General features: G+C 56.3%; 30 protein-coding genes and 5 pseudogenes. 3 read left to right on the top strand and 32 right to left on the bottom strand.

The features are described from left to right. Positions 1–371: 371 nt before the first annotated feature. Positions 372–953, bottom strand: a complete 582-nt coding sequence (locus tag ACJ69_RS21450; protein WP_054829540.1) for a recombinase family protein — start codon at positions 951–953, stop codon at positions 372–374. Between ACJ69_RS21450 and ACJ69_RS21445 the strand changes: the two genes are divergently transcribed. Next, complete coding sequence (locus ACJ69_RS21445) at positions 943–1,407, top strand: gp53-like domain-containing protein (RefSeq protein WP_059347727.1); 465 nt, start codon at positions 943–945, stop codon at positions 1,405–1,407. The two genes, ACJ69_RS21450 and ACJ69_RS21445, sit on opposite strands and share 11 nt — an antisense overlap. Positions 1,408–1,426: 19 nt before the next feature. Further along, positions 1,427–1,852 (top strand): tail fiber assembly protein, encoded by a 426-nt coding sequence (locus ACJ69_RS21440; RefSeq protein ID WP_054830438.1) that lies wholly within the window; start codon positions 1,427–1,429, stop codon positions 1,850–1,852. Here the strand turns inward: ACJ69_RS21440 and ACJ69_RS21435 are convergent. The 30 genes and pseudogenes from ACJ69_RS21435 to ACJ69_RS21295 form a co-directional block, all read right to left on the bottom strand. Then, positions 1,833–2,261 (bottom strand): tail fiber assembly protein, encoded by a 429-nt coding sequence (locus ACJ69_RS21435; RefSeq protein ID WP_054830437.1) that lies wholly within the window; start codon positions 2,259–2,261, stop codon positions 1,833–1,835. The genes ACJ69_RS21440 and ACJ69_RS21435 overlap by 20 nt on opposite strands. 2 nt (positions 2,262–2,263) lie before the next feature. Continuing rightward, positions 2,264–3,097 carry a gp53-like domain-containing protein gene (locus ACJ69_RS25790; RefSeq protein WP_233424635.1) on the bottom strand — a complete coding sequence of 278 codons (834 nt, stop codon included), beginning with the start codon at positions 3,095–3,097 and terminating at the stop codon, positions 2,264–2,266. Between the two features lie 2 nt (positions 3,098–3,099). Continuing rightward, entirely contained in the window at positions 3,100–3,678 is a 579-nt protein-coding gene (locus ACJ69_RS21425) for a phage tail protein I (RefSeq protein WP_032636409.1), read from the bottom strand. Continuing rightward, positions 3,671–4,774, bottom strand: coding sequence for a baseplate assembly protein (locus ACJ69_RS21420; RefSeq protein WP_006122457.1), 1,104 nt, complete (start codon positions 4,772–4,774; stop codon positions 3,671–3,673). The genes ACJ69_RS21425 and ACJ69_RS21420 overlap by 8 nt, the downstream gene beginning before the upstream one ends. Further along, positions 4,765–5,111: pseudogene (locus tag ACJ69_RS24670) on the bottom strand (GPW/gp25 family protein). The gene ACJ69_RS21420 and the pseudogene ACJ69_RS24670 overlap by 10 nt, the downstream one beginning before the upstream one ends. A gap of 54 nt (positions 5,112–5,165) precedes the next feature. Then, positions 5,166–5,678, bottom strand: a complete 513-nt coding sequence (locus ACJ69_RS21415; RefSeq protein ID WP_059347726.1) for a phage baseplate assembly protein V — start codon at positions 5,676–5,678, stop codon at positions 5,166–5,168. Next, positions 5,678–6,846: pseudogene (locus tag ACJ69_RS21410) on the bottom strand (phage late control D family protein). Before ACJ69_RS21410 ends, ACJ69_RS21415 begins: the two are co-directional and overlap by 1 nt. Further along, a pseudogene (locus ACJ69_RS21405) lies at positions 6,834–7,043 on the bottom strand (tail protein X). The pseudogenes ACJ69_RS21410 and ACJ69_RS21405 overlap by 13 nt, the downstream one beginning before the upstream one ends. After that, a pseudogene (locus tag ACJ69_RS21400) lies at positions 7,043–7,917 on the bottom strand (phage tail protein). The pseudogenes ACJ69_RS21405 and ACJ69_RS21400 overlap by 1 nt, the downstream one beginning before the upstream one ends. Then, a complete protein-coding gene (locus tag ACJ69_RS21395; RefSeq protein WP_059347725.1) occupies positions 7,917–10,382 on the bottom strand; it encodes a phage tail tape measure protein in 2,466 nt (821 codons plus the stop codon). The pseudogene ACJ69_RS21400 and the gene ACJ69_RS21395 overlap by 1 nt, the downstream one beginning before the upstream one ends. A 196-nt stretch (positions 10,383–10,578) precedes the next feature. Continuing rightward, on the bottom strand, positions 10,579–10,920 hold the full coding sequence (locus tag ACJ69_RS21390) for a phage tail assembly protein (protein WP_059347724.1): 342 nt from the start codon (positions 10,918–10,920) through the stop codon (positions 10,579–10,581). A 98-nt stretch (positions 10,921–11,018) separates the two neighbouring features. Next, positions 11,019–11,300, bottom strand: coding sequence for a hypothetical protein (locus tag ACJ69_RS21385; protein WP_054830059.1), 282 nt, complete (start codon positions 11,298–11,300; stop codon positions 11,019–11,021). 2 nt (positions 11,301–11,302) lie between these two features. Beyond that, positions 11,303–11,827 (bottom strand): phage major tail tube protein, encoded by a 525-nt coding sequence (locus ACJ69_RS21380; protein WP_162837902.1) that lies wholly within the window; start codon positions 11,825–11,827, stop codon positions 11,303–11,305. After that, positions 11,824–13,251, bottom strand: a complete 1,428-nt coding sequence (locus tag ACJ69_RS21375) for a phage tail sheath subtilisin-like domain-containing protein (RefSeq protein ID WP_059347723.1) — start codon at positions 13,249–13,251, stop codon at positions 11,824–11,826. The genes ACJ69_RS21380 and ACJ69_RS21375 overlap by 4 nt, the downstream gene beginning before the upstream one ends. Next, positions 13,241–13,492: a hypothetical protein gene (locus tag ACJ69_RS21370; RefSeq protein ID WP_006122445.1), complete on the bottom strand. Its 252-nt coding sequence runs from the start codon at positions 13,490–13,492 to the stop codon at positions 13,241–13,243. The genes ACJ69_RS21375 and ACJ69_RS21370 overlap by 11 nt, the downstream gene beginning before the upstream one ends. Then, the gene (locus ACJ69_RS21365) at positions 13,492–13,956 is read right to left on the bottom strand and encodes a Gp37 family protein (RefSeq protein WP_032637440.1); all 465 of its coding nucleotides are present in this window, start codon (positions 13,954–13,956) and stop codon (positions 13,492–13,494) included. Before ACJ69_RS21365 ends, ACJ69_RS21370 begins: the two co-directional genes overlap by 1 nt. Then, positions 13,956–14,402, bottom strand: a complete 447-nt coding sequence (locus ACJ69_RS21360) for a gp436 family protein (RefSeq protein ID WP_032637441.1) — start codon at positions 14,400–14,402, stop codon at positions 13,956–13,958. Before ACJ69_RS21360 ends, ACJ69_RS21365 begins: the two co-directional genes overlap by 1 nt. A gap of 1 nt (position 14,403) precedes the next feature. Further along, positions 14,404–14,760 (bottom strand): DUF2190 family protein, encoded by a 357-nt coding sequence (locus ACJ69_RS21355; protein WP_000537462.1) that lies wholly within the window; start codon positions 14,758–14,760, stop codon positions 14,404–14,406. Positions 14,761–14,770: 10 nt separating this feature from the next. Further along, the gene (locus ACJ69_RS21350; RefSeq protein ID WP_032637443.1) at positions 14,771–15,724 is read right to left on the bottom strand and encodes a hypothetical protein; all 954 of its coding nucleotides are present in this window, start codon (positions 15,722–15,724) and stop codon (positions 14,771–14,773) included. 13 nt (positions 15,725–15,737) lie between these two features. Beyond that, positions 15,738–16,835: a hypothetical protein gene (locus tag ACJ69_RS21345; RefSeq protein ID WP_032637444.1), complete on the bottom strand. Its 1,098-nt coding sequence runs from the start codon at positions 16,833–16,835 to the stop codon at positions 15,738–15,740. Between the two features lie 214 nt (positions 16,836–17,049). Next, the gene (locus ACJ69_RS21340; RefSeq protein WP_006122439.1) at positions 17,050–17,508 is read right to left on the bottom strand and encodes a phage virion morphogenesis protein; all 459 of its coding nucleotides are present in this window, start codon (positions 17,506–17,508) and stop codon (positions 17,050–17,052) included. A 2-nt stretch (positions 17,509–17,510) separates the two neighbouring features. Continuing rightward, positions 17,511–18,331, bottom strand: a pseudogene (locus ACJ69_RS21335) (phage head morphogenesis protein). After that, positions 18,312–19,808 carry a DUF935 domain-containing protein gene (locus ACJ69_RS21330; RefSeq protein ID WP_045621860.1) on the bottom strand — a complete coding sequence of 499 codons (1,497 nt, stop codon included), beginning with the start codon at positions 19,806–19,808 and terminating at the stop codon, positions 18,312–18,314. Before ACJ69_RS21330 ends, ACJ69_RS21335 begins: the two are co-directional and overlap by 20 nt. Then, on the bottom strand, positions 19,808–21,331 hold the full coding sequence (locus tag ACJ69_RS21325; RefSeq protein WP_059347722.1) for a hypothetical protein: 1,524 nt from the start codon (positions 21,329–21,331) through the stop codon (positions 19,808–19,810). Before ACJ69_RS21325 ends, ACJ69_RS21330 begins: the two co-directional genes overlap by 1 nt. Beyond that, entirely contained in the window at positions 21,328–21,873 is a 546-nt protein-coding gene (locus ACJ69_RS21320) for a DUF3486 family protein (RefSeq protein WP_011410682.1), read from the bottom strand. Before ACJ69_RS21320 ends, ACJ69_RS21325 begins: the two co-directional genes overlap by 4 nt. Next, positions 21,873–22,184 (bottom strand): hypothetical protein, encoded by a 312-nt coding sequence (locus ACJ69_RS21315; protein WP_006122433.1) that lies wholly within the window; start codon positions 22,182–22,184, stop codon positions 21,873–21,875. The genes ACJ69_RS21320 and ACJ69_RS21315 overlap by 1 nt, the downstream gene beginning before the upstream one ends. Further along, positions 22,177–22,509 (bottom strand): hypothetical protein, encoded by a 333-nt coding sequence (locus tag ACJ69_RS21310; protein ID WP_000175096.1) that lies wholly within the window; start codon positions 22,507–22,509, stop codon positions 22,177–22,179. Before ACJ69_RS21310 ends, ACJ69_RS21315 begins: the two co-directional genes overlap by 8 nt. Continuing rightward, positions 22,506–23,156 (bottom strand): hypothetical protein, encoded by a 651-nt coding sequence (locus ACJ69_RS21305; protein ID WP_059347721.1) that lies wholly within the window; start codon positions 23,154–23,156, stop codon positions 22,506–22,508. The genes ACJ69_RS21310 and ACJ69_RS21305 overlap by 4 nt, the downstream gene beginning before the upstream one ends. Next, a complete protein-coding gene (locus tag ACJ69_RS21300) occupies positions 23,140–23,868 on the bottom strand; it encodes a transglycosylase SLT domain-containing protein (protein ID WP_054830061.1) in 729 nt (242 codons plus the stop codon). Before ACJ69_RS21300 ends, ACJ69_RS21305 begins: the two co-directional genes overlap by 17 nt. A gap of 2 nt (positions 23,869–23,870) precedes the next feature. Continuing rightward, the gene (locus tag ACJ69_RS21295; protein WP_023229458.1) at positions 23,871–24,221 is read right to left on the bottom strand and encodes a putative holin; all 351 of its coding nucleotides are present in this window, start codon (positions 24,219–24,221) and stop codon (positions 23,871–23,873) included. 131 nt (positions 24,222–24,352) lie between these two features. Here ACJ69_RS21295 and ACJ69_RS24660 point away from each other — a divergent pair, with 131 nt between their 5' ends. Continuing rightward, the gene (locus ACJ69_RS24660; protein WP_024160641.1) at positions 24,353–24,676 is read left to right on the top strand and encodes a hypothetical protein; all 324 of its coding nucleotides are present in this window, start codon (positions 24,353–24,355) and stop codon (positions 24,674–24,676) included. Here ACJ69_RS24660 and ACJ69_RS21290 read toward each other — a convergent pair. Then, complete coding sequence (locus tag ACJ69_RS21290; RefSeq protein WP_054830063.1) at positions 24,597–25,163, bottom strand: DUF2441 domain-containing protein; 567 nt, start codon at positions 25,161–25,163, stop codon at positions 24,597–24,599. The genes ACJ69_RS24660 and ACJ69_RS21290 overlap by 80 nt on opposite strands. Positions 25,164–25,308: the final 145 nt, after the last annotated feature.

Below are 25,308 nucleotides of genomic sequence, written 5' to 3'. Positions count from 1 at the left end.
GTATTGGCTGTACTGTGCCTTCTCCCTAGCCTCGCTTTTGCTAACGGATATAAAGTCGTAACGAAAGATGGTGGCAGGTCTTTGACATACTATGCAGGTCAAGTGACTTACTCTCGGCTCGACAAGCAAATAAAATGTACCTTTAAAAGTTCATCCAAAGGCATTGATCAGGAAGGGAATGCCTACAATGCAGACGGTTTTGTTGCACGAAAGATTTATATGTTGTGACTAAGCTCTGGATTGATACAGGAATGAGGGCAATCATTGAGGTTGATCCAAATACCGAAAAAAGATGATGCGCCGCGCGATAAATGCGCCCATTTCCGTGAGATAAATGGCACCGCTGCGGCGTTTCAATATTTGCAAAAGAATTACAATCCTACCGCGTCATCCTTCCTCTGACCATCTACCGGAAAATACCGGTAAAGCGTCGATAACCCCACCCCGTAGATAATAGCCAGCTGCTGGCGGGTATGCCCCATAGTCAATAGCCGTCCAATCTGTTCCCGCTCATGCGGCTTTAATGCGTTGGGCCTTCCTCCTATGCGTCCCTGTGCTCTGGCTGCTGCCAGCCCGGCAAGTGTTCGTTCGACGATCAGCTCACGTTCCATCTCCGCCAGTGCCGACATCACATGGAAAAAGAAGCGCCCCATGGCTGTGCTGGTATCAATACTGTCTGTTAAAGAGCGGAAGTGGGCACCGCGTTCATGCAACTCTGATATCAGTGCGATCAGGTTCTTAACGCTGCGCCCCAGCCTGTCCAGTTTCCACACGACCAGGGTGTCTCCGCTATTAACGCACTTTAAAGCGCGTTTCAGACCGGGGCGGTTGGCAACTTTTCCACTCATACGGTCTTCAAAAATGCGGTCACAGTTTGCGCTTGTGAGTGCATTACGCTGTAAATCGCTGTTCTGGTCGATTGTTGATACGCGGATATAACCAATGACGGCCATCAATTCTCCTCCTCTATGTCGCGGTGGGAGGATTTTTACAGATTTCGCTATGTGTAACCGCTTTTCCAAAAACCTTGGTTTAGGGGAAGCGGCAAAGATGGCGGCTGCTACAGGTTCATTGAGTGCTTCCGGGTGGTTAAAAATCCCAATCGCCGGAGGCGCATCTGTCATTTTGCAATGGGGAAAAGTAGCTCTCACAGCAACTTTGAATAGCGGAGCAGCGGTCAAAGGATACGACGGTGTAACTGCGTTTAACTATCCCATATCTTTCCCTAACGCAGCCCTGATTGTAAATGCTACTCCAATGGACTCAGGCGAAACCCTTGTGGAAACGGCAACGGCGAATGGAACCTCCAAAACTGCCGCAACAGTGCGAGTTGGTGGGGTAGCCATAAAATCAGATCCAGCTGCTACCACAGACTTACAGGGATTTATCTTCGCCATTGGTTACTAACTATTAGCCGAGAAAAAATATGAATTATTGGTTTAGTCCAGAAAATAACGCCTTTTATCCCGTTGCGTTGAAAAATGACTATCTCACCGCAGGGACTCTCCCTGATGATTTAATCGAAGTAAGCGATAATGTGTTTATGGAGTATTCGGGGACACCACCTGAAGGAAAAGAGAGAGGCATTGCAGAAGATGGATACCCGATATGGATTGATCTTCCCCCCTTAACTCCCGAGGAGGAAGCTGAAGCAGCAGCACAACGAAAAGCTGCGTTGCTGGCAGATGCTAAATCAACGATCAATATTTGGCAGACTGAATTACAACTGGGCATCATCAGTGATGAAGACAAGACTAGCCTGATACTCTGGATAGCCTACATCAGGGAACTTCAAAATATTGACCCGGGAACCGGGTCAGATATCAAATGGCCTACTCAGCCGGAAGTGTAGGCCAGTCTACATTCGGCGCGTTGGTGGTGTTAACCGCTGTCACCGCGTCGATGTAGTCCAGAATTGCGTTCAGCTTTGCTTTTTCCGAGTCAGTCAGTATTCGACCAGCCTGCAATTTGAGTTGGATAACGCTGACTGACTGCATCGCGGAATCAATCAGTTGCTGCTGTTGCTGTTCCGCTGCCTTAATCATTTCTTCGCGTGTCGGCGGTGTTAAATCGCCCCAAACTGGCAACCCGTTTTCACCCGCGATACGCATCTTCCCTTCTGGCGGCTCAGCAGTAAATTCAAGGTAAATATTATCATCGACTTCGACAGCATCGTCGGGCCATGTATCGGCTCGTTGATAATCATCTTTCATACTGGAAGGGTAAAAAGAGTTATTTATTGCGGAGTATATGTAATTCATCTTTATTGTCCTATCGCCAGATAAAATCCATTCACATTGCCCGCGCCAGAATTTGAGGTACGCGTCAAAGTGAATCCGGTTTTGCTACGGTTGGTTGTGCCGTAGGGAACGCTGGCTCCGCCTGTATCTGTGGCAAGGATGGCAAATACAGTTGATGGAAAAGCTATAGGGAATGTTACATCGCCTGTGAGCACTCCAGCGGGCATACCTCCCATACCCCATTGAATAACCAGTCCACCTGGAAATTTTTGCCAACCATTATTTACCAGGTTTCTTGTGAACCCAGACATATCAGGAATCTGGTTAGCACCAGTCCCTACTTCGCGTTTGGCTGCTTCCCCTAAACCAAGGTTTTTGACAAAGAGCGCCGGGTCAGGAATATCTGCGCCGTTCTGGTCTTTGGCCAGCTTCTCCGCCAGTTTGTTAAGCACCGTGGTCGCAAAATTCGGATCGTTACCGAGGGCATCCGCCAGCTCTTTAAGCGTATCCAGCGTCTCAGGGGCGCTGCCTGCAAGCGCCGCAAGTGCTTTGGCTACAAACTCTGTCGTCGCCAGCTTCTTGCTGTTATCGCTATTCGCAGGCGTGGGCGCTGTTGGCGTGCCGGTGAATGTCGGGCTGGCTTTCGGCGCGTACTGGGTATGCGGGTCAGCTGCCGCGATATGTGCAGCCAGGTCTGTTCCGCTTTTTTCGACCTTCTGTCTGAGGTATGACGTGCGGCTGGCCAGTTGTTTAGCCTGACGGTTAGAAATTCCGTCAGGCCCGCCCAGAACGGGGTCAGAGACCTCAATCTGGTAGATGCCTTCTTCCCACTGTGGGGTTTCAGGTAGGTTTGCCATAATTAACTGCTCCCGTGGTTATAGCTACCGTCATAGTTGACGGTGTTGTTGTAGCGAATGGCGACAGACTGATACTCCAGGCTCGCCAGATGGCAGCGGGCCGGAGCAAAAGCAGCGAGCGTCTGACGTAAAAGTGCTGCCTGATCGTTAGTGATGGGCTGTTGAAGGATGACGCGATAGACCGCCCAGGCTTCCACATCGCCGTGGACAAAAAGCCCGTTGTAAGTGTGTTTGCCGTCGTAGCCGATCTGGCCAGTGCCTTCAATCAGATCCACTTCGCCGAAGCCGAAACGGCGGATGATTTCCCGGATTGACCACGGCGTCCCTTTGTAGCGGTGCAGCTCGATAGCGGATTTGATAAGCATGCGGCGTACATCGTCCGACTCCGCCAGCTCCCAGCCATCGCCGAACAGTGAGAACTGCTCGCCCAGCCATGGCAGCGCGGAACTGTCGACAATATCGACGAGATAGACCATCAGTACGCTCAGGTCGATGTTATCCAGCCGCCCGGCCAGTCTTCCCAGCGTTCTGAGGCTGATATCACCCTCAAGCGGTGGCGGAAGTTGTAGCGGCTCAGCCATCGGATACTCCGGTCATATTGAGAGTGATCGCCGTACAGTTTGCCCATTCATTTTCTGCCACCACTTTCAGCACCGGTGTCACCAGTTCGACCTGATACACTCCGGCAACGGACAGCACGCTGATAATCTGACTGGGGACAATATCGCGCCCCAGCGTGGCGGTACGGGACGCTACCCAGTTCTGTATGGCGCTATTGGCGTTGTCCTTTATCGAGTTGGCATCCTGGTCACGATAGATAGTGATGTTGGCTTCAATGGCGTAATCCACCTGCACAGGTGTTTTAGCCCGCACGGTATCAGTGAGCGGCCTGACTTTTTCGTCCGAGCAGAAACTCTCTACCAGCGTAAGGATGCTGTCGTCCGGCAGGCCGGTACTGAGCAGCGGATACAGTTCTACAGTGCCGGGAACCGGGGAGAGCACAGCGACGTCGACGATGTTGGGATGGGCTTGCATGGCATGAAAGCGGTATGCCATACGGCTTCCGGCGTTGGTGAATGACTCCGGGGCCAGTTTGATACGCTCGCGGAGCCTGTCATTGTCTTCCTGCTCTGAACCACCGGAACTGGCCGCCAGATTAGTCACCTGCAGGTCGACGTTATCAATCTCATCGAGCAACTGACTGACCTGCGCAGGCTGCCAGCCGTTGCCAGCGGCTCCCGGCTCGGTACAGGTGGCCGTGGCATTGACCAGCAGCAATCCGGCTTTCAGTACCACGTCCGTATCGGTGGCAAAAATAATGCTGTCGGAAGCGCTGACGCGGGTTCCTGCCGGAATCAGCACATCAATGGCCAGTGCCTCATCCACGGAGAACTGGAGCGTGGTGGTGGCAGGCTGCGCGGCAAGACGGTATACACCGACCAGTTCACCGAGATAATCAATCATCGGCTCACGGGCAAAGGCGACCAGATTCTGTTTGGCCGCTTCCTGCGCCGCCACCCTGACCAGCATTTCGCGGTATGCCCACAGGTCAATCAACAGGCGCTCAGCCTGGGCGGGGTACAGCGTCTTGCCTGTCGCGGCTTCGTACTGAGCAATCATTTCAGCCGTGATTTTGTCGGCATCGCGTTCAATAAAATCGGGTTCTGTCAGCGCCATAAAAGCTCCTGAGTCCGGGGCTGTCCGTCAGAGCCTTTCCAGCTCACCCGGAGCGAAAGATGTTCGCCGTCGACGGCGGGTTTAACCGACATAAGCTGGCAGCGAGGCTCCCAGCGGCGAATGGCATCGACGGATTCGCGCACCACATGCGGAATGGCCCGGTCAATAGGCCAGTCGATATAAAGGTGCAGATTGCTGCCGAACTCCGGGCGATGCGGGTCGCTGCCGCGAGGAGTACGCAGGATGATTTGAATGGCCTGCCAGATATCATCCAGCCCCCGGACGATTTCGCCGGGGCCTGCAGAGCCGGTTGCCAGAATACTGAGGTTGTTTTCATGGGGGCAGTATTGCCCCTGTGCGGGAACGCCGATATTAAAGGCGTTTAAGAAGGTCAGTGGGAGTGATGATTGGAGTTCTGGCCGTCAGAGAGCATGCTGCCTGTCGAGTGGGCATTGCCGTTGATTTTAAGGTCGCCGTTCACCGTGGTGGTGTCAGCGGTCAAATCAATAGTTTTCCCCTTCAGGCTGATACCCACCGCAACCTCGATCACCACATGCTCGATACCGCCTTTAACCGTCAGCGTATGGGTCGCGCGGTTATAGCTGAACTCAGCACCATCAGCGTATTTTGTGCCCCGGACATTTTTGTCGCTGAACGGTGGTTTATCGACGTCTGAGTACACCGCGCCCAGAATGACACCATCCTCGCCGTTGGCATCGAGCAGCACCTCAACCTGCTCCCCCACGTCAGGGAGCCAGTAATCCTTGTTATCCTGGGTATTGCGCTGCAGCACGTTAAGCCAGTTAGTGCGCAGGTTATCGCATTCCGGCAAACGAACTCGGGCCTGAACCTTGTCGGCATCGACGGCGCTGACTGTACCGACCTGACGGGTGACACCTGCCATTATTTCTTCTCCTTTATTACCGTGGAGGTGCTGCCGTCCGGTTTATAGACGGTCAGCGTCTGGGTTTTGCCGGTCTTTTTACCTTTCTTCGCCTTGCCCTGCGTGACCGGCCCTCGTGCCACCTCCAGTTCGGTGATGTAGCCGCTGTTACGGTCAAATGCATGGCGGGCAGTGGTTATCAGCCATGGCCCGGATAACTGACCAAAGCCCACCAGTTCAATTTTGTTGCCTGCAGTCAACTGGGGCGTCCCCATCAGCGTCAGGGAGCCGTTCTGCTGGTATTCGTTATGTCTGGCCAGCGCCGAATCTGCTTTAATCCGGGCGCTGTCCGGGTCACTGACGCGGCTGTTGACCTTCAGTGAGTCGGCACTGGTGACCTTACCGCCTTTGGTTTGTTTGTCGCTTTCGCTGGTGCCGCCATCAGCTTCGTAGACGATCAGCTTTTTATCGCTACTCTTCTGGTGTTTTACCTTTGCGGATTTGTAGACGCGGTTGATGGTGTCACGCAGGGAAAAACTGGCCACATCCTGTGGCTTCAACTGTTTTACCGGCTCCTGACCGCGCAGCGTGGCCAGATGAGAGAAAATCAGCTGGTCGCTGACAACTTTTACGGCATAACCATACTCGCTGGCCAGCCGACGCAGGAAGCCCACGTCCGTTTCAGCGTACTGGGTCACCCGGTCAATTTTGATGGACTCAATACTGCCAACCAGCTTCAGCTGATGCTTTTTGGCAATCCGCCCGGCGATGGCCGCCAGCGTGGTGCTCTCGAAACCACGGCTGGATTTTGTCCGCAGGGCGTTGTTGACCGACGTGGCCACGCCCCGGATAGCGACAACAGACGCGGGCGAACTCACCTCGATCTCGTCTATCGAGAACGTACCGCAGGACAGCAGCTTCTCGCCCTGATAACCCATTTTCAGCGTCAGCGTGTCGCCCTTGCCCGGATACCACTTATCCAGCCAGCGACCGTCGGTGTCGTCCAGCTCCACCTCAATGGTATCGGACTCGCTTTGATGTTATCGCTGTAGGTCACGCGGGTGACATAGGGGGCGATATCGGTGGTGATGTTCTTCTGGAGATACCACAGAGTAAATACCGGACTCAGAACATCGCTGACGCCGGTTAACGCTGATGCGGCCTGTGCAGTGCTGTTCATCTCAGCCATGGGGCAATATCCTCTTCTGTACTGGCTTCTTCAGCCTCGATAACCGGAATCAGTAACAACAACCGGAGGGCAGCACCGGCGTAATGGCCACGTGCGGATTGACGGCAATTATCCGGGATAGCCCAGCGGGTCGCCATAGTACTGCCATGCGAGAGAGTCCAGCGTTCTCCGTCACGGGTGACATGTTCAAGAAACATCACACACTCCTCGCCAGTATTCTGGCTGCCATGGTGCTTAACCCCGGCGACATGCGGGTGAAGGTGGTGCTGGCTGAATTCAGCTGACCAGAGACGGCATCCAGCGATGCTGCGATATTGCTACCGTCAACACCGCTCAGCGAAGACTGCGCCTGCTGCACATACGTGGCCGCATCACTGGTGGCTCTGGCCAGACTGATGGCTTCGGGCATGGATTCGGAGAGCGCATTAAATGCCGGAACGCTTTGACCTAGCGCCCGGACACGTTGCCAGACCACTCATCAGACTGGCACGCGGGTCAGCGCAACGGCTGGTTATCCTTCATCTTCTGCGCGACCCGAACGGCGCTGATGGTGGTCTGGAGAACGGACTGCGCCTGTTTGGCATAATTGACGCCGTCGCGAACGTACTGCGCCACCCCGGAAGGTGAAGGAACGGCACCGGAGACCGCTCCGACGCCGGGAACCTGCGTGCGTATTGCAGGTGGCTGCAGCGGGTTCTTCGGTCGCCGATATACTCCCGCAGCGATGCAGTGGCATTGACGGCCAGCACGTTGCGGTGCTGTCGGTCTGCTCGCTGGTCGCGGTCACGTCGGTAATCACAAACAGCCGCGATAGTCACCATTGCCGAAAACCAGTGCCAGCGCCTGATGGGCCTTCATGGCCGTTCTCAGTCTCGCCAGCTCCACGTCGGGCACACAATAATGCTGATGGAAGACCAGGCTTATCTGGATTTCGTCCAGCTTGTCGCGACGAACTGCAGGCGGGCTTACCCTCTATGCGGGCATGTTCGGCATAATCGACGCCGAACGTTGCCTCGAAACCGTCCAGTAAGTAATCAGTTCAAACTCAATATCACCCAGTACCGCAAACATTATTCGTACCCCCGACGTTGTTTCTGAGCCAGCAGACGCTCCAGCATTTTCTCCAGTTCATGCAGGCTCATATTCAGTGCGCCGGTCAGCCCGGCAGGCGCTGAGGTTTCTTTGCCATTGAGGAAAAACTGAGGGTTAAAGCTGACCTGAATACCGCCAGATGTTCCGCCACCAGAAGCAGCTGCGCCACGGCCCGAATATCCCGCAGCCATGATTTCCGGCGACGGGATACGGGGAACGTCAGGCGTCATCTCTTCTGCCAGCTTCTGTCCGGCCAGCGCCGCAAGCGGAGTGGTGCGCTGCAGGCCAATAGCGGCACCCTGCACGATATTGTCACCAAAGCCCATAAACACGCGGCTCGGCGAATGGATGCCCAGCTTTTCCTTGAACCAGCCGCCGACACTGTCGCCCATATCTGTGACGGTGGTTTTGAGCGACTCCCATTTGTTTTTGATGCCGTTTATCAGCCCGTCGATAAGATGGCCACCGAAGTCAGTGAACTTCGCGGGCAGATCAACGCCGAGATATTTCAGCGCAGCCGCAAAGGCTTTATAGAGCAGACCAACCGGCGACCAGTTAATCAGCAGCTTACCAATCCCCACGATACCGCCGTTAAAAGCCTCTTTAATGTCAGCCCAGCGCTGTTTGAACCAACTGCTGACAGCCCCCCAGTTACGATAAATAAGATAAGCCGCCGCCGCGACGGCGGTGATGGCAAGACCAATGGGATTCATCAGCAGCGCCCTGCCAATCCAGAGAACGGCACGTCCGGCGATCATAATGCCGCGAACCAGCCCACCTGACAGCACGCCCCCCAGAGTTCTGGCACCTCTGGCGACAGCGCTGAAGCCGGTCACCAGCCAGCGGAGTTTACCGCCTTCACCCAGTGCAAGCGTCAGACGAAGCCAGTTGGTTCGCAATAAAATGATGTTTTTCCAGACACTGGTGAAAGGAGAGAACAGCAGATTCAGCCCCAGCTTGAGACCGATAGTGGCCATCTTAAAAGCAAGTAATGCACCGACGACTTTGATAGTGCCGCTGACCAGCTGTGGATGCGCCGCAATCCATTTACCAACGCTGTTTATCAGGGGGATGAACGTTTCTCCTAACTGGATCAACGCAGGACGCAGAGACTCGCCAATACTGATAGCCGACTCGTTAAAACCGATCTGCGTTCTACGCCATCGAGCCTCTAGTGTGTCATTTTTTTTCTCGAAATCAGTATTTATAGAGTTCTGCGCTGTTGGACCATTCATATCCTCTTTTATTTTCTGGTAATCCCCCCAGCGTTGCCTCATGGCTAAAAGATGGTTCACTGTTTGGACATCTGTAAATATTGAAGAAAGTCCAAAGGATTCCATTAATGTTTGCTGCGCTTCCCGGTCTCCTCTTGCTCCAGCTTTCTCCCACTGAGATAAGAACTCTTTCCCTTTACTTTTAATAAAACGATCTGCGATAAGAATGGATGCTTCATATTGCGACTTGCCAGCAGAGACGTAGTGGCTCATTGAATCCTGGTAATCAAGGCCAGCATTTGCATAGCGCTTGGCAATATCGCCTCGTCCCATAGATGCTAACCAGTTCCGCATGTTGGTCGCAGCTTCCCCTTCAGAACCGGCCCCCTCGCGACCAACCTCAAGACTTGCGATAATTTGAGATAAGGCTTCTTGTCCAAAAATACCTTTTCCGGCGAATTGCTGGGCCATTTCAGGTAAATATTGCGCCATATCTTTTAATTCAAATCGACCGGCTTTCCCGCCAAATACCGCGCGGTTAAATGCTTTTTCTAACTCTTGATTATCCGTAATACGAAGCGACTCAAAAGCAAGGCTCATTTTGGCTAAATCGTTAATGTCTGCTCCAGACGCTGTCGCTGTTTTTCCTAGCAGACCGCTTTTCCCGGCAGCTTTTAATGGTTCCTGCCCTGCAGCAACGAGGGTACCAATCCCCTCCATTAATGTTTCCTGATACTGGTTAGTTTCCAGAGCCTTTTGCCGAATAATATTACCAATCTGTAGCTCTTGTGATTTATTCAAATCACCAGTAACACCGATATCTCGGAGCTGAGATTCAAAAGAAGCATATTGCTTGACGGATTTTAGAACCGGGGCACCTAGCATCATCGCAATACCGGCGGTTTCAGCCCCCTGAGAATACAGGTCCCTGCGGTTGGCTTTCAGCGCATCACTGGTGGCAGAGGCTGCCGACAAACGGCGTTGCTGCCGCTCAACCTGCTCCATAGTCCGGCCCACCCTCAGCAGAGCATTGTTCAGATTCTGCATGGAGGAGGTGCCAAGGTGGCCATAGCGGGCAATTTTCTGGGTCAGATTGTCCTGGCGTTCCTGCAGACGGCGGGAAGTGTCATTGAGGGAATCAAGGGCGCGTCGGGTACCGCTCATCGCAGAACGGAAGGTGCTGCCAATCATGCCACCAATAACAACGCCGACGGAAAAGTTACTGGCCACGATGGATATCCTCCGGGTCGGTATATAAAAGAAGAAAGGTCAGGAAAGTGCTGAAGGGATACTGGAAGGAGGAAGCAGCCGCTATCCGGCTGCTGTCATACTTAATCAAAATGGTCAGTCTCTGTCGCCGTACTCGCTTTTGATTTGCTCTTCAGCCTGCTCCAGCCACATTTCCAGATCGTCAATATCGAGAGCGTCAATTTCCCCCGGCTGGAACCGGAACCACCTCGCCAGTAGCCCCTGTGCCTTTGTCATCGTCTTCGGGTTTCTTGCCCAGCCCTGTGATTTTCTGAAATCGGGTCTGCAGCTCCAGATAATCAGCCAGGTCCATATTGTCCAGGTCTTCCGGGAGCAGGCCTGTACTACGGGCAATCAGCGGTTCATCCCAGTCAGCCGGGTCCTTATGGGTTTTCTTGACCTGCTTGAGGTCTTTAACCGTCAGGCGCTTAAGCGCGAGCTGAGAAATGGAATCACCTGCCGCTGTGGTGAAAGGGAACTGCAGGGGGAAGATTTCGGCTTCGGTGTTGGTCTGTGACATGGTCATGCTCCTGTATGGTTTCAGGGCAGTATGTCTGAGTGGGAAGGCGGTGGTTATTAAAGGAAATTAAAGAAAAAGGGGCCGAAGCCCCTGTGATGTCAGCGAGTGCGAAAGCCTTTGCAGTTACGCAGGAAGGCGATGAGAAGCGCCTTTCCTTCGGCTTTGCCGATGCCGGTGAACCAGTGGTCAGGTGGCTCCCATGCCTCAATCAGGTCAGCGAGCTTTCGTGCTTTAGAGCGTGTGCAGTCAATCGGGTCATTGGTTTTCTGGGTATTAAAAAGGTTTTCCACCCCCGGAATATCAAGGATGGTAAACCACGTACCATTTCCCATGCCAATCGAACCACAGTTCCCGCCTTTATCTTCAATCTCGACGGTCACCGTCAGCCCCCGATATTGATGCGGTAGTCAGTCAACTGGTCAACGCCGCCGACGCGGAAGATGTTGGCCAGATAGTCCAGCTCCAGCAGCTCTTCACCATCCAGTACCTGCTTGATGTACGTGCAGGTGAAGCTACTGGAGAACTCGGCATTCTCGTGCTGTTTGAACGTCCCCAGCGGGTTCTTCTTGAACATGATTGTCAGGAAGGTGACCAGCGGAATTTCGTCAATCAGCCCCTGCGAACTGTAACGCTGGACGCTGGAACGGCACTGCAGCGCCAGCGACTTATACGGGTTCGCGGCAGACAGCATCGCATCGCGGTAAAAGCTGTTCCACTTGATCTCACCCTCCAGCTTGTCGAAGCCTGCCGGGAGTTCCACCTTGCCCACCATCCCAAGCGCCTTATGCTCCTGCATGGTCATGGAGACGTCAGGCAGTTTGACCTCCTCGGCCCGGCCCAGCAGGTTAGCGCCATCCAGGTAGATGTTGGCATTCGTGATGCGGTTGATCTCAATCTTTGCCATCAGCGATTCCCCTTCAGGGTTAACAGATATTCCGAGGTGATCTCGGTCTCAAACGTCAGTCGCTCCAGCGGTGGTGGCGGCGTGTATTTGTAGCTCAGCAACAGGTGACCGGCGGCCAGCTCCGTCTCTTCGTTGCGGGCCGGATCAAACCAGCAGCTGAAGCCCAGCAGCGCACCGTCGCCAATCAGCTTGCGACCGTAGGCGTTGACCGACTCTGTCAGCGCATCAATCAGCGCCTGGGTGATCGGCATGTCGATGTACTGCTGGCTGAAATAACGCAGGGACTCGTTGATCACATCACCGGTGCGGCGAACGTTCTCAAAGTTGCGCATATGGGTGACCGTTGGCCATGCCGCCATACGGTTGCCCCACAGACGCAGGCCGCTGCCGTAGCTGCTGAAGACCGTGGTGATGCCCTGTTCGTTGAGCAGGTTCACCTCACTCTGCGGGTCGTCAATCATTGCCGACAGCTGGCGCTCCACGCCGGTGATACCCAGAACCTCCTGGTTGGAGGACGACCACCAGTAGCCCTTGTCCAGGTCGACCTTTGCACGCAGACCTGCAGCACGCTGGCTCAGCGGCTCCAGCCGTTCGCTGTTGGTGGCCGCGTCGTACACCTTGACGTGCGGGTAGCACAGACGGACGCGGTCGGAGCTGGTGTTGAAGTTAATGGTGCCTTCCGGGCCACGCCCCGCCAGAGCCTGAGCAAAAGTGGTACCAATCGGCGCGTCGATGTAGGTCACCGCGCCCAGCTTCTCAGCCATGGCGATAAGCTCAACCGAGACGCTGTTCTGGGTGCAGAAGACCGGGGCAATCAGGATTTTTGCGAAGTAGCCAAACAGGTTGAAGCTGTCGTTAAGCAGCTTCATGCCGGTACGGTTGCCCGCCGCATTAACGGCACCGATGATATCAGCCGGGGTGACTTTGGTCGGGTCAGCATAGTTATAGCTGGCCTTCACCGTTGCATCTGCGGTAATGCTCTTACCGAGGTTGGTAATCACCCCGGTCTGTGCATCAAGCGAGTAGTCCTGACCTTCCACATAAGGCTGGCCATCGCTGTCCGGTTTCAGTACCAGCTGCGCGACCACCGGATTAGCCAGCTTCGCTTTGCCCGTCGCCTTGTCGAACGTTACATCTTCATCGGCCACAGCGGTTTTATGAGCAGACGGATCAAGCACGTTAATGACCAGAACGGTGCCTGCGCCATGGTCGTAGATCGCATCCAGTGCCTGTGGAATGGTAAAGCCGGTGAGCTGGCTGCCAAACGCCGCGGCATCTTTCTCAGACAGGCACTGTACCAGCGTATTGACGTCCCCCATCGGGGCGGTACCAATCAGGCCAATGACGGCAGACTTCACTGTTTTTACCGGGCGGGCACCGTTTTCCACCTCAATGGTTTCGACGCCATGCAGATAGTTAGCTGCCATGGGAGTCCTCCGTTTTCACATCGTTGTCGCCGACGTTCCTGCGCTTTGGTGACTGCACAACCGGTGTGCTGGCGGGTTTAGTCTCTTCAGATACCGGTGTCAGATGCTTCAGCGCCACCAGTACCTTCACATAGTCATGCTCCTCCGGCAGGGAAACATTTTTCCCCGGCCAGAGCAGGATTTCGGTTCCGTCCGACAGCGTGACGCCGCTGGCCGGGCCGGAATAGCGGTATTCTTTCATCACTCGCTTTCCTCATAGTTCACTTCGGTTAACAGCGGGCCGGACGGTAAATCGCTGTCTTCGATAAAGACACTTTCAGTGGCAAAGTCGAGGGCGTACTGCCACAGCCCCTTGACCTCACCGATAAATACCTCGCGGGTCAGCCAGATGCGACGGCGGCAGTTCGGCGGGGTGTAGCCACCGAGGATGCGACGGACTGCATCCAGAACATCAATCGCGCCTCTTTTACCGTTGAGCTGGCGGAAGACCACCGTGACGCAGAGCTGGATAGTCTGAGGCTGGAGTACCGCACCGATATCATTCGGCTTATCGAAGCGCGACCCGGCATAGCTCACCAGCAGCGCCCCAACCGGATGATTCAGGCGATATTCAGCCGGTTTCTCCGGGAAGTACTCCACCTGCAGCTGCGGCAGCTTCTCCCGTAACCGGGTCAGTACTGCATCGAGGACGGGCAGAACGTTCATCAGTATTTCTCCAGTAAGCCGTCGCGCCCGCCAAAGGTGGGGCGGCGTGCCCGTGCCCGGATTTCACCGGACTCAGGCACGTCTTTCTGAGTCGACTGCAGCCCCAGCGTGAGTTTTCCGTCGCGGATGGCCTCAAGCTGACGCCGGGCCTCTTTGTGGTCATCCTTCACGGTATCCGGGACTGCGCCTTCCGGGCGGCGGGTGTAGAGCCGGTAACGCACCAGCGTGATGGCAATGTCGCGCAGAACGGTCGGTATCTCCGCCAGCGGCAGGGTATAGCGTCCGCGCAGATGGGCATCAATCAGCTCATCGGCATAGCGAATACAGCTGTCCACCACCTCAGTTTTCACCGTCGCGGGCGAATCGAAGTCCAGCTCCTCATTGGTGAGCTGAATTAGCGTCCGCTCAGGAACCTGTTCAAGCAAATCCGCGAGGGTGCAGTACATATCACACCCCGCGCAGGATGCGGATAACGTCGCCTTCGGCCAGAGCCTCATCCAGCGCAATCCCGGCAGAAATACCCGCCGGGGTCTCGCCTGATGCGGCTGTCTGGGGAACGGCGCAGGCATTCTCATCCGACTGGACATTCTGCCCTTTAGCAATCGCAGCACCAGCCTCGACTGCAACAATACCCAGTACGTTGACCGGCGTTACATCACCGGCAGCGGCATCCACCTCTGCCACGCCAAGCGCGACGGCTCCGGCCTGACAGGGGCCATTATCGGCACCGACAAAGCGCTGTTGCGTCAGCGCCGCGCTGGCCGTCACGGTGGTGGTCAGAATGACCTGTTGAGTTGTACCCATGACCGTCTCCTTATTTCACGATGTTGGTGACGAGATACCCGGCATCGCCACCGACCACGGCGACTTTGTAGATATCGGTATAACGGCAGTACTTCACTTTGCCGCCGACGCCGTCGTATTTATCCGCCACCGGCATCCCTTTACGGCGCAGGGTGTAACCGAAGGACGGTTCGTTTTCGTCGGCGCTGTCGGTGCCTGGCTGGGGTTTGCCGACGTAATGCAGCATCAGGTTGTCGCCCCAGATATCGGTCGGGACTTTGTCCTTGTTCTGCGCGTCTTTCATGGAGGCCATGGAGACTGGCTCGCCGATCACCACATCTTCCAGCTGGAAAAGGTCTTTCAGAATTTCGATGGTGATACGCTTGCGCTCGTTAGCACCAATCGCGGCCTGAATCGCCGGGTGGAACTTCAGCAGCGACATCACGCTGGCCCCCATGGTCATCAGGTTTGGACGCAGACCGGTGGCATTACGCACCGCTTCAATGCCGCCTTCAATGATGCCAATCGGGTCACCCTTGCCACCGCCCCAGCGGTCGGCAGCGGCCAGCGCTTTGACGTTAGCTGCGCGATAGACGTTTTTGTCCTGAGCCAGACGGGCCGCATACAGTTCGCGTTTCAGGTTGACGCCGCTCGTCACACGGCGAATGGCTTTGGCTTCTTCGTTGAACATCGACTCCGCCTGCTCGCGATAGTCCACCGGTGCGGCCAGATCGTGCTCGTTGAGTACCAGATCCAGTTTGCCGGTTTTCTCACGCACCAGAACGTTACTGTCAGCCCCCACGGCACGCTCGGTGTCATACTCCACAAAAGCGGATTTACCGAAGGTCGGCACGGTCACACCTTCCTTATCGGTAAGAACAATGGGGAAAATGCGCTCACCGATGAACACGGCATTTTTATAACCGCGAGCGATGCTGGTCAGCACCGGGTCAACGACGCGCTTACCCTTTAAATAGTCAGACATGTTCTCTCCTTAATTACAGGCAGCGGGAGACAGCAGCGTCGTAGCTGATGCCTTCTTTTTTCGACAGTTCCAGCGCTTTCTGATGCAGCGCCAGACGTTCCGGGTCGGCTTCAGCGAACTCCGCTGACGTCGTTTTGATATCCGTGCTCACGCGGTCTTTGGTCGCGTGTTCACTGAAATTCAGTACCGGGGCAGTGCCATCCAGCAGCGTCTTAAACGCCGTGGCCAGCGGGGTGCGGGTATCGCCCTCGGCGAACTCGACAGGCTTATCGCCACCGGCTACCGCATCAAGAATGGCAACAACAACCGGTTTTGCTGCCGGGGTCAGGCGACCCGCGCCGACCAACTTCTCGGCAAAGGAGACGTTGTCCGCGTGCAGTTTGTCCTGCTTGCTCTTCGCTTCCTGTTCTGCCCGCTGGGTGGCTTCTGCTTTCAGACGTGTGTTTTCCGCCTGAAGCGCTTTGATTTCTTCTTCAGTCATGGTGCTGTTCTCTTGTTGAGGGTTGGGATTGTGTTCACTGAAGTCCGGTTCAGACTTCCCGGTGTCGCGGTAAGCCTCTTCGCGCAGGGAGTCAACCTGCCATGAAGGAAGCACCTTGTCGGTCTCGTCCAGCCCGAACTGGGCGATCAGAAAATCGCGCAGACGGCCCCATAAAGAGGCATTGGTGATATCACTCCAGTCGGCAAACTCCACGACGCCTTCTTCTTTCTCACCAAACGAAACCTGCTTCAGCCCCTTAATGGAAGGTGGCTGCGCCCCCAGAAAGCCGACATGACGCAGGTAAAGCGTGCCGGGCTTCGGGTTGTTCGGTGAGTCAGGGAGATAGAACGAGGCGGAGACCTTTTTGAAGCGTCCGTTGCCCACCAGTTCGGCAAACTGCGGGTCGAGCTGGTCAGGCTCAGCGAGCAGATCGCCGCCGTTAAGCGACAGGGATTTCACCCAGCCCCACGCCGGGTCTTCCGTTTTGGGGTGGCCAATAACGAGAGGCGCTTCATGGACGGACGGGTCATAGGCTTTCACGCAGGCGGCAAGATCGCTTTGCGTGAACGGCAATTTCGTGCCGTGCATATCGGTATGAGTACCGGCTTTAAAAATGTGAATGGCTGGCATTTTGCTGTCCCGCGTTACGTTGTCGGGGACAGTCTGTGGAAAAAGCATCAGCAGCGCTTTTAATCTGCTTTAGAAAAAATCGGGGGTATCGGTACGGGGAATTTCACGCTGCGGGCAAATAGTGGTGCAAAGCGGGGGCTGTAAAGCCTTTATAAAGGTAATACAGCCCCTCAGCGGCTGGCAATGATAAATCACCCGCCTGTAGAGACAAAACTCAGCGACGGGCCGCTGCTTCAAGATGGCGGACAATCGTATCGAGGATGGGGACAACCACTTCAGGCTGCAGCTCACCGTCCCCTGTCAGCGGCAGGAACGGACGGGCCGGAAGTTCAACGGACTCATTACGCCCCGTTTTACCACCGAACTGGTGAATCGGCCCATAAACGACATTAGTGCCAACCGCTGCCTGCCGGTCATCATGGTCGGTTGATACTGACCCCATCAGACGCCCGGTGTCCTGCAGTGTTTGTCCGTCGCGCTCTTCTGCTGCCAGCGAGGGAGTCCACCCCGGACGCCCCTCATCGAGAAAGTTAAACTGCGTCTCCGCCAGCAGGGTTCCGGCGATTTTGCGCATCGCGGGTTCCAGGTCTGTGGCAGCCAGGTCCAGCGCACGGAGGCTCCGGCGCAGGGATTCATCGTTAATGGTGATATTGACCAGGTTATCGGAAGCCATCGTTATCCTCTCAGTTCCTGCTGTGCCAGCGGCTGAAGCGTACCCTGATAGCGGGCAAGGTCGGGACGGTATGCAGCCCCGGCGCGTAAGACCAGCCGACGTCGGTGGCCACTTTCGTGGTACCGGTATTGAAGGTGGCGACGTTCTGCATCTCGCCTGTTTTCTCTGAGACCAGCTTCAGCTCCCAGCCCATGGCTGAGCCAGAATCTGACACCTTCAGGCCACGGGCACGCACATCCGCCGCGCTCAGGGCAATGACGCCACAGCGGCAGCGCCAGCCGTTCGGCGGGTAGAACGCCTGCCAGAACGGGTCATCATAGCGCAGCACCAGACCATGCAGCGCCAGATGGCTCTTGCGGGTATGGCTGTCGTTGATGCCGGTATACATCCAGTACGGCCTGTCGTCGACGTTCTCCATCTGCTCCGCCCAGCGACCGGCGCTGTAGAGTACGGACATATTGGTGCGAAAGATGGTGTCGAGCCGCCACGGGCTGCCCTGCTGGATGGTGACCGGCTCGCCCGTTACCGGGTCGGTGGTGTCACGTGGCCCCCACCATCCCTTGCGCTGCAGCTCCGGCTCCAGCTGCTGGCGGAACCAGCGGTCAGTCTTGCCCTCATCCAGTGCCTGCTGCAGGGCGCTCCTGATATCTTCCAGGATATCAAGGCGGGTCACTTTGGCGACGGTAAAGGCGCGGGCATGGGCATCCTGCCACATCTCCTCCCAGTCCCACGTGAAGCTATACCCTTTGGACTTCAGGTAGCTGACAGCCCGTTTTGGGGGCAGCGTCATGCAGTACGCCAGTTCAGCCGTTGTCACGCTCATGCAGACGCCCCCAGACAGTTGCAACAAACATGATACGGGCCAGCCGTTCCTGCAGGTCATCCGCATTCATCTGCGGGTACAGTTCAGCCAGCGCCCCCAACAGCTCAGACGGGTTAACGCCGTCTTTCACCTGGTGAAAGAGCGGCTCCAGCACCGGCGCAAGTACGCCGTTTAAGTTACCACCGTTCATCAGAATATCCAGCGCATCATCGAGGTCCTGCTGGGCCTGAATATCAGCATCTATGGCCTCGGCGAACGACAGCGGCAGCGTGTTCTTCTGGCGCTCTGACGGTGGTGTCTCGTCAATATCGCCGTCCTGCAACTGGTACTCACGCTTGAAGTATTGCGGGGTGAAGACCACACCGGCGCGGCTGAGTTTCTCGTCGCGGGTTGCCTGAGTATCGTCGACCGTTCCCTGTTCCCACATCTTCCAGACGGGGCTGGCCACATCGCCAAAGTTCATTGATACCGCCATCCTGATGGCCTGATTCACCGCGCTTTCTACGATATCAGCGTCAGCGTCACGGATATCATCGGTGACCTCCAGTCCGGCCTGCGCGGAGGCGCGGTTACTGTTGGCCTCGGTGGTCTGGTTCTGCCCCAGCAGGGCGATGGAGATTTCACTGCGGGCAAGCGTTATCAGGTTCTGATAAATATCGCTGCTGTCGGCCTTGCCTGCGGCCTCCTTGATTTCGATAGAGGAATCGTCAGGGATAGCGGCCACCGCGTCTTCCACCATTGCCTCCATGGAATCCAGCAGCAGGTCAATCTCACCCTGAGCGGTACCGCGCGGATGCTTGCCGATAACCCACGGTGAGCCGTATTTCTCGGCAAAGCGCACCCAGAACTTCATGCCACCTTTTTTGAAGGTCACGGGCCAGAAGCACATCGACAGGTCAGGGAAGCCATACGGGTTATCGTAGGTCGCGTCCTGACGCGGTACCACGAACTTGTTCAGCGGTACCGGCTCGCCTTCCAGCCCGGCGTCTTTTGCCCGAAAGCGCAGCAGGTTGTCATTGTCGAACTGGAACCACTCTGGCGGCTTACCCACGATATCGGCGATGCCCCAGGATTTAACAGAACGCCCCCACATGACCTCACAGGGCTGATACCCGTAGAGAACGGCGTCGGTCATCTCGCCGATGATGCGGGACAAATCCAGATCGTCGAGCATATCCCGGATGAAGCTGAATACCCGCGCCGGGGCATGACCGCGCTCAAGACCACGCTCCAGCGACTTGACCGCCGCCTTACGCCTGCGGATGCACCCACCAACCAGCGGGTCGGTACGCAGTTCACGATAGATGCGGATATCCCGGCCCTGAGATTTCAGAATGGGGTCTGGGTTAGGCAGGTACATTCCCAGCCCGAAGAAGTCGATGGAGCGGCTGCGCGAGGCGATCTGCTCCGTCAGCGTTTTATTGGGTTCGGCAAAAGAGACAAACTCATTGGGTGAAACCCAGAGTCCACGGGCCATCAGTAATCCTCCAGCATACGGGCCGCCTGACGACGACGGCGTGAGCTTGCCTTCACCGGCCCTTTGTTAATTTCACGGCTGGCGAAGTACGCCAGCGCCAGCGCGATGGCTGAATCCCCGTGACGTTTGCCACTGTCAGACTTCGCTTTTGAGCGCTGTTCCGGCACGCGGGGAACGCCGTTTACCACCTGAACGGCCCGCAGGTCGTCCAGCGTGTCTTCGTCCTTCGGTAAATCCACCAGGTTGCCATCTTCCAGCGCAGCCTTGACCGGCGGCATATGCTCGCGATACCAGTTTTCAGTAGGCATGACCTGCTTAACCCGGCTGGAGCCGTAGCGCTGCATGGCGTATTCGGCGAGGTAAGAGCCGTTACCACGGGCATCGAGCGCCGCGCCCATCAGGTTTGGCAGGCCGTCCATCAGATACCACGCGATTTGCTCCTGCTGTTTGAACGGCACGTTGCGCAGCTCCAGCACGAACGGCACGCGGCGTACCAGGTTCTTCTCCTGCAACAGGGGATAGTCCACCGACAGGTCACCGCTGCGGCCAAAGTCACGCCCTAAAAACGAGCGGGCATCGGCGGGAAGCGCCTCCAGCAGGGGCTTCAGATTCTCATCCAGCCAGTCCTGCGTCTCGCTCCAGCGGACGTCATCGGGCTTCAGTTCGTAGCCCTCCGGGCAGGTCAGGCGCAACACTGGCGTGCCTGCCGACATACGGGACTCAATCAGGGCGCGGGACAGCCAGGCGCCGCCTCCGTTGGCCGGGACACAGTCAAGCTCCTCCGATGCACCGGCACCGTAGAATTTGTACACCGATGCCATCCACGCCTGCTCGGACGCTTGCGACCATTCTTTCCCGGTACGCAGGCAGACGCGGTGGAACAATCCCTCCGACACAGCCTCCTGGAAAGTAATGCGGTGTACGCTGCCCCCCTGACGCCCGGCCCGGATATCACCGATAAGCGTATTGAACGGATTATCGTCACCGTCATGGGTGGAGATAACGCGCACTTTACCGCCCCAGATAAGCATCGCCAGCGCCGCCTTCAGCAGTTCATCCAGTTGCTCATGGAACGCCGCTTCATCGATAACGATGATGCCCTGACGGCCACGCAGGTTAGACGGACGACTGGAGAGCGCGACAACGCGGAAGCCGGAGTCGGGAAACTTGATGGTGTAGGTCTTGATGTGCTTGTCGTCTTCGTCTTCTTCCCAGAAACCCTCTTCGATTTCGCTGGCGGCATAGTTGAATGCCCGCGCCCACATCGCACACGCCTGGATATATTCGACGGTCATGTCCTGGTTATAGGCGATGTAATACACGTTCATCCCGCCCGCAGGTGCTGAAGAGGCTGCGGTCAGCACATCATCGGACGCTTCAGCCCAGGTGATACCGGTACGGCGGCTCTTCTCAATCACCTTGAGCGGCGACGTATCAGCCACCCAGCGCTGCTGGTAAGGCATCAGAACGGCGGGGATATCCAGCGCCGAGGTATCAGGCAAAACGGGAGCAAGCTGGCTCATGTGGCAATCCCCAGAATTTCACGGCGCAGCGCCTGTACTGCATCGGTTGACAGTCCACCCTTACGGGCAATTTTCTCGGCGTTGCTGGCTGCCTGCTGCGCTCTGGCCCGGACTTCGGACTGGAACTTCTTGAGGTTGACGGACGCGCGGGACAGCGTGGCCACGTTCTTCGCCACCTTCGACAGCAGCGCCACGCGCTCTTTGGGGTCGACTTCGCCTTCTTCCGCTTCCTGCAGTTGGACAATACTCTCGAACAGCTCGGTCTGAATCAGGGCGATCACCGCCTCCGAACGCGCATCCTGATCGTCAGCAGCTCCCTCGGTCAGCATGCGGGCCGCTTCTGTCGCCGCACGGATAGCGCCATAGCGGCGCTCAATCTTCTGGCCATAGCGATGGATAGCCGATTTGCTGATGACGTAACCCTGCTCACGCAGCAGGGACTCCAGCTCGTTATACCCGCTGAAGCCGGATTCAGTCAGCGCCCGCTCAAGCCAGCGACGCACATCTTCCGGCAGCTTTTCTATCGTGCTGCGTCTGGCCATTATTCACTCCAGTACTTTTCCGGGCGGGCGATGCCGGGGCCGCATTCCACGGTGTATTCCACCAGGTCGACGCCGAGGCGGGTCAGGTCGGCAAACCAGTCGCCGGAGGGTTTTTTCTCCAGATCTACCATCTTGCGGTCGGCCAGATAATCCAGCTCTCGGCGCAGCTCCAGCGGCGTGGTGTCCGGGTAGATGGCGCGGGATACATCCAGCAGCAGCGTCTCGCTGGCGGTATACGGGCGGGTTTTGTTCAGAGCAACCAGCAGACTCCAGCGCAGGGATTCCCGGCGCACGCGGGCGATATCAACCATGGTGACCTCCTGTATGACGGTACTGCTGTACCACTTCCAGTTTGTTGTAGAGTGCGTCCAGCTTGGCCTCGATGACCGTCTGGCCACGGATGTAATCCTCGCGGCGGACGTAGTTCAGCGGTAAATCCGCCTTAAACCGCATAAATTCTTTTTCCAGCTCTCCCCAGTTGGAGGCGGACTGTTGCAGCGACTGCTCAAGGGAGGCGAACCGCGCCGCCTGACGCTCCTCCGCTTTACTGAACAGCCACTTGGCCATACCGCCGACAAAGCTCATGAAGGTGATGAGAAAGCCCACCACCGTCCAGAATTCAACCTGCAACGTCATTTCTGTAATCCTTCCCGTTCGTCCAGCAGCCCGTTTATCTGGCCGCGCCAGATGCGACACTGCTTCGCGTTGTCGATGATGTTGGCGAGGACGTCACGCTGGGAGACACCTGAGTCGCGTAGCCAGGCGTCAGCGGCTGCAGGTTGCCCGGACGCTGCGCGAGTGCCGGTGCCAGCGGCGGCAGTTGCGTCTGAATGACCGGTGTCGACGGATGCGTTGTCATATCCGAGCGCGGCGTTGTACTGGCGCACGAAACCGCGAGTAAACACGCACTCAATGGGATGGCTCTTACCTTTTTCATCAATCCAGCGCTGTGTGACATCGTTAATTTGCCCCTGTAGTTGTTTGTTCTGGCTCTCAAGCTGAGCAATCTGCTCAAGGTAACTGGTCTCGGCCTGATGCCCGGCGACAACCTGTTCCTGATAACGCTTTGCCCAGGCCCGCAGCGCTGCGTTCTCAAGCGTTGTCTGTTCGGTTTTGTAGGTATCAAACGCTGACTGCAGCCGACTGAGCGCTGCGTCACCGTCACGTTTTGCGTCCTCAGCACCGTCGTGATAGCCCCAGCGGTTCAGTCCATAAAGAACAGCCACCAGAACAAGCATCAGCACCATGCCGCGCCACGGTAATTTTTTAACCTGGTTCCACACAGCTGCTGCCTCCCCATGTGAGATAGCGCGGAGCCAGCTCCCGCAGGATGCGCTGCGGATAGTGGCGGTTCTCCCGCCAGTTGGCGGCGCTACGTCCGGCATTCACCGTGGCGACATGGCCAAACCAGCGGGCGCTGTCCAGCCCCTGCTGTGAGGCCAGCCGTTTGTCCCGCTGTACCCAGCCCAGACCGCCGTTATAGCCGGACAGCGTCATGGCCATACGTTCGCAGCCGTTGGCGGCGCTGACACGCTGCCACAGCCAGCGGTCATAGCTGACCAGCGCCCGGATGGCCCATGCCGGATTAAACGGCTCACGGCTGTTCAGCCCCGGCATCAGCTGACTTATCCAGTCAGCGGTAGCGGGCATAAACTGCGCCAGCCCCTGAGCGCCAACCGGCGAGACCGCATCAGGTCGCCAGCCGCTTTCCTGATGCAGCTGTGCGGCGAAGTCGGCCACCGGCGCTGACATTCCCCATTCAAGCCGGGCATTACGGATCACATCGTCGCGATACTGCAGAGCAGCCTGTGGCGGCTGAGCTGCGCGGGCTTGACTAAAGAAACCGCCACACCAGAGCAGCCAGGAAATAACCAGGTTACCAGCGAGCTGCCACCAGAAGCTGTATTTATCATTGCGTAGCTCGCCATGCTTGATGGCGGTTACGCCCAGACCAAAGGCAAGCAGGATGATGAGAGTGATTTGAGGCCAGTTCATGGTTACAGTCCCATCGCTACGGCCAGACAGACTGCGGCAACAATCAGCGCACGACGGATTAGCGCAGCGGAAAAGACCAGGTGAAGGCCAGTCTGGACGGGGAAGCGACCATCAGCCATCAGCCTGTCATCGTGCTTCAGATACTGACCGGGGCGGGCTTTGGGGAAAAGCGAACGGTCAAGCCAGTAGCCCAGCACAGCCGCCAGCGTGATGAGCGACAGCTTGTAGACAACCACCGGCAGCTGCTGGGGCGAGACCAGACCGATGGTGCCGAGCAACAGCACAGAGGTCAGCAGCCAGCCGCTGAGACGGGGCTTTTTAACAGGGGGAATGAATTTTTTCAGGTTTTTCATGGGTGTCTCCTTGTTGTGTGGGAGACAGCATCACAAATGTGGCGGGATACGGATTTTAAAGCGCGTTATAAGTGTTCGCAGAGGGAAGCGGCCAGAATGGTGGCACACAAAACACAGGGGAGGCAAGCACGATGACTGAACCGAAACAGCCCGGTTTTAAAAAAGGGTTCCTCTTTGGGATCAGAACCGGAGAGAAAAATAAAACTTACACGCTAAGCGTGGATGCATGTTGCCCAACCGAAGCGATTGCAGAACTGAAAAACGCGCTGGTTGCACTTGAAGAGAGAAGAAGTCATTTCGCCAGCGGAGAAAACAACGTCATGATGATTGGCAATGTGGCGGCGACATCACGATTTAAAGCCGCGCCTAATCCTGCTACTCAGTTATCCTGCGACCAACGAATACTGGAAGCGGAATCAGCAGTTCCCAGAACGGTTCTTCCTCACCAGTCTTAACCGGAGCCGCTTCTCCCGACCAGTAAAGCCAGGCCCGGTGATACAGTTCCAGCACCGGGCAATCACTGTTCAATAACCTCATATCTCCGCGATGCACCGGCTCATCTGTGATGACTTCATATATCGGTGCCGTTCTGATTTCCTCTTCGCCTCTTTCATCGGCCAGTAATCCCCGGAACTTCCTGACTTCACTCAGATGCTGACAGGCAAACAGTGACTGATAGCGGGAGGGTTTGTCAGGAAAATGGCTACGGCGAACTAACTCAAACACCAGACCGACCAGCAGGCTTCTGCTGACTCCGCCGTCATCTTCCATTTTAGGGCCGGGGTTATAGAGATAGTTATGACCGTGCTTGGAAAGACCATCCGGATACATCTGATGAAGGAAAGCGGCCAGCTCCGGCACTTCAGGTTCGTATTTTCCGGTAATTACATGGCAAGGCGAAGGCAGACGATTAGCGGAATCAAGTGTGTAATACGTTCCCATTCAGAAAACAATCCTTATCGAACAAACACTGCACGTAGGTTACACATCCAGTAAATTGCGTTAATAGAAAACAGTTATCCATAAACCGCATCCTGGCAGTGAAAGAACGACCAGCCCGGTGCTCGAATACCGGACTGGTCATCAA

This window comes from Enterobacter asburiae (genome assembly GCF_001521715.1).
Taxonomy (GTDB): Bacteria; Pseudomonadota; Gammaproteobacteria; order Enterobacterales; family Enterobacteriaceae; genus Enterobacter; species Enterobacter asburiae.
This window is presented reverse-complemented; position numbering and strand designations above follow the sequence as displayed.